The organism is Neisseria sp. HMSC073G10, assembly GCF_001812605.1.
Classification (GTDB): domain Bacteria; phylum Pseudomonadota; class Gammaproteobacteria; order Burkholderiales; family Neisseriaceae; genus Neisseria; species Neisseria subflava_A.
Genome location: NZ_KV809532.1, coordinates 575 through 3,768, shown reverse-complemented (window position 1 = coordinate 3,768; position 3,194 = coordinate 575). Strand labels below are relative to the sequence as shown.

Below are 3,194 nucleotides of genomic sequence, written 5' to 3'. Positions count from 1 at the left end.
ACAAAGCGGGACAACTTGCCCGAACCGGCAGGACTGCCGAAGAAACCGAAGCGCGTATCCACACCGGTATCGACACCGAAACTGCGGATCAACACTCAGGCCGTCTGAAAAACAGCTTCGACAAAGACGCGGTGGCCAAAGAGATCAACCTGCAAAGGGAAGTAACGCAGGAGTTCGGTAAAAACGCCGCCCAAACCACAGCAGCCGTTTCCGACAAACTCGGCAATACCCAAAGTTACGAACGGTATCAGGCAGCCAAAACCCTGCTGGAGGCCAAACTGCAAAATACGGACAGCGAAGCCGAAAAAGCCGCTATCCGCACATCCCTCGGTCAAGTAAACGCCTACCTTGCCGAAAACCAAAGCCGCTACGACACCTGGAAAGAAGGCGGCATAGGCAGGAGTATCCTGCACGGGGCGGCAGGCGGACTGACGACGGGCAACCTCGGCGGCATACTGGCCGGCGGCGGCACTTCCCTTGCCGCACCGTATTTGGACGAAGCAGCGGAAAACCTCGGTCCGGCGGGCAAAGCGGCGGTCAACGCACTGGGCGGGGCGGCAATCGGCTATGCGGCGGGCGGGAGTGTCGGTACGGCGGCAGTAGGGGCGAATGTCGATTGGAACAATAGGCGGCTGCACGACAGCGAGATCAGAAAAATTAAAAATAATGCCGCCAAATTTGCCAAACTCCATCCCGGCATTTCCCAACGGCAGGCAGAAGAGCGGCTAGTAGCGCAAGCTATGCGTCAGGTCGATGCGACTTATTATGCCAAACATGCCGACACCGACACGGCGGCGGAACAATTCCTGCGTAGCATAGCGGGAAGTTTCAAAGCCGATGGGGAAACGTTCCTTGATTTTGCCCCAATGAAGTATTACAGAGACAGCGGTAAATTTGCCGAACAGCAGGGCTATAGGGAAACGAGGGAGCAGTTGAAACGAAATGCGGTTTCCAGTTATACGCAAAGAAGCCGGCAGATTCGGAACAAAACTTTTGATACTGCTACAACCGGACTGGGTAAAGGCATAGCCAACCTGCCGTCGTTCTATGCAAACGGCTTCATCGGTACGTATAACGGCGTTATCGGCAAACTGGTCGGTAAGGAAGTACCGCACGTCCCATTGATCAAGGACTACAACAACCCTATCGAAGAAGAGGTAGGAGCTTGGGCTGCTGACAAATTTGACAGAGCGGCGGGTATGATAACCGGGATTAGGATCGGTGCTGTCTCATCAGGAAGGGGGACATGGAATAAAAACGGCAAAACCGGTGCCGGACAAAAGACCGGGGAGATGTCCGTCCTCGATGGGGAGATGGCGGGGGGGGAATAAGTCCATCAAACCTCCCCCAAAGATGAATTCCCCAATTCTAGAAAAGATTTTCGAAAAATCAATACCAACTAAAGGACATCCGAATCAATTTATGTATACACTTAGTGATGGTACCAGAGTAATCTTTAGAAAGGATTTTGGTCAAAATTCCCACCCTATCGGAAATATTTTTCAAGGAAAAGGAGCTATTGACCATTATAATATTGAAATACAAATTCCTAAGGCTAATGGTAGCGTAAAAACGATTGAAAACTTACATATTGTTCCTAATTCATCAGGTGGATTCACTTGGTGGGGTAAAGATGGAGTAACAAAAAAATGAAATGTGAACTTAATAAAAATATAGAATTAACGGAAGATGGAGATAATATACCTTCCGAAATTTATTTAATCGAGAATGAACACCAACTGCAGGTCAAGCTTAACGAATCAAATAGATATGTTAATTTCATTTTCTCCTCTCGTTTAGCTATGTATGAGTTTGGTAAGGCCATAATGCATGAAGCTATATTTGGTGAAGGAGGATTTCAAGAATTTTATCCAATGGAAATTGAAGCATCTAAACTTGAAGTTATTAATGGAGTTCGAATGAGTTTAGATAGTGCAAGAATATTTATTAATTATCCGATCGAGTCATGATTTACGCAAAGCAGACATTGGATTAGCAAGCCTCAGCCTGAGCAAATTCTTCTCATAGAGTGTATGCAGCGCGCACGCTGGCTTGAAAATTCCGCAAAACAAATTATATCTCGTTCCCCCATTATTCGATAAAAGGCTGTCTGAAAGTAGGAAACCTGTTTCAGGCGGCCTTTACTTTTGCGGGATAACCATACCCGTACAAACTAATAAGGAGTAGGGAAATTTACAATAATGGATTATCTTCCTGAAGCAGCACGTATTACAAAAAAAGGGGGAGAAATTGTGATTAATGGCACAGCAACCAATAAATATCTAAGAGGAATTCCAAATGAAACAGAACTGGCCCGAATGGGATTAAGGTTAAAATATAATGGTCCGTTAAAGGAGGAGTTTAAACAACTGAAATTTCAGAAGAGTAATGGAAGCGACTTGAACTCAACAGTCCTTAAAACCATTGTTTTTGAAAAGGTAAAATAATATGACAACTTATACTATTCCAAGAAAAGATTATCAATTTCTGTATATATATGAGGGCACTCTATTAAACTATACTTTGAAAAACGATGAATTCCATATCATCGTCAATTGTGTGGATTATCCGGACTTTCCTCAAGAAATTCCTACCCCCAATTATTCAGACTGGGTAAAAATTAAATTCAAGCAGTTCAGCTATCTGAAATTTATCTATGGATACGCTACGGAGAACCAAGATATAAATATCGATAATACCTTGGAGCTTGGAGAATTAAAGCAGGATGATGAAATCTTGGATTATGGAGGTACGCTGGAATTGATAGGCGGTAGGTATGATCTTCCGACCGGTTTTAGCATATATATAGTTTGCCGGGAAATAGAGTTAGAATTTTTAGATCAGGAGAGTTTCAATTAAACGAGCCGTAGCTTGTCATTCTGCGCAAGCAACTTTTCGGAAGCTCTTGACAAGACTGGTTGGGCATATGTGCTTTATCACTTAATATTACTTGACAAAAGGATGTGTGCAGAACGCACGCATGCGGTTCTCAGGGTTTGAGCTAAGAGGCCGTCTGAAACAACAAATACGTTTCAGACGGCCTGAGACCTTTGCAAAATTTCTTTTCCCCCGACAGTCGAAACCTAAACACAGGATTTCGGCTGTTTTTGTTTCAAATATCCACTGATTCTACTCAAATATCCCCGTAATCCCCCCTTGAATACCTGATAATCAGGCATCCGGGCCGCCTTTTA

General features: G+C 44.6%; 4 protein-coding genes and 1 pseudogene. All 5 read left to right on the top strand.

Translation table 11 applies throughout. The features are described from left to right. Positions 1-1,331 (top strand): annotated as a pseudogene (locus HMPREF2865_RS12395) (hypothetical protein); the annotation flags it as partial. Between the two features lie 91 nt (positions 1,332-1,422). Further along, on the top strand, positions 1,423-1,653 hold the full coding sequence (locus HMPREF2865_RS07345; RefSeq protein WP_141752531.1) for a hypothetical protein: 231 nt from the start codon (positions 1,423-1,425) through the stop codon (positions 1,651-1,653). Beyond that, positions 1,650-1,970, top strand: a complete 321-nt coding sequence (locus HMPREF2865_RS07340) for a hypothetical protein (protein WP_070646588.1) — start codon at positions 1,650-1,652, stop codon at positions 1,968-1,970. Before HMPREF2865_RS07345 ends, HMPREF2865_RS07340 begins: the two co-directional genes overlap by 4 nt. 231 nt (positions 1,971-2,201) lie before the next feature. Next, positions 2,202-2,447, top strand: coding sequence for a hypothetical protein (locus HMPREF2865_RS07335; protein ID WP_070646587.1), 246 nt, complete (start codon positions 2,202-2,204; stop codon positions 2,445-2,447). 1 nt (position 2,448) lies between these two features. Continuing rightward, complete coding sequence (locus HMPREF2865_RS07330) at positions 2,449-2,859, top strand: hypothetical protein (protein ID WP_070646586.1); 411 nt, start codon at positions 2,449-2,451, stop codon at positions 2,857-2,859. The last annotated feature ends 335 nt before the right edge of the window (positions 2,860-3,194 follow it).

Coding starts and splice junctions, on each gene's coding strand:
- HMPREF2865_RS07345 (WP_141752531.1), top strand. CDS start 1,423: ATGTATACACTTAGTGATGGTACCAGAGTAATCTTTAGAAAGGATTTT.
- HMPREF2865_RS07340 (WP_070646588.1), top strand. CDS start 1,650: ATGAAATGTGAACTTAATAAAAATATAGAATTAACGGAAGATGGAGAT.
- HMPREF2865_RS07335 (WP_070646587.1), top strand. CDS start 2,202: ATGGATTATCTTCCTGAAGCAGCACGTATTACAAAAAAAGGGGGAGAA.
- HMPREF2865_RS07330 (WP_070646586.1), top strand. CDS start 2,449: ATGACAACTTATACTATTCCAAGAAAAGATTATCAATTTCTGTATATA.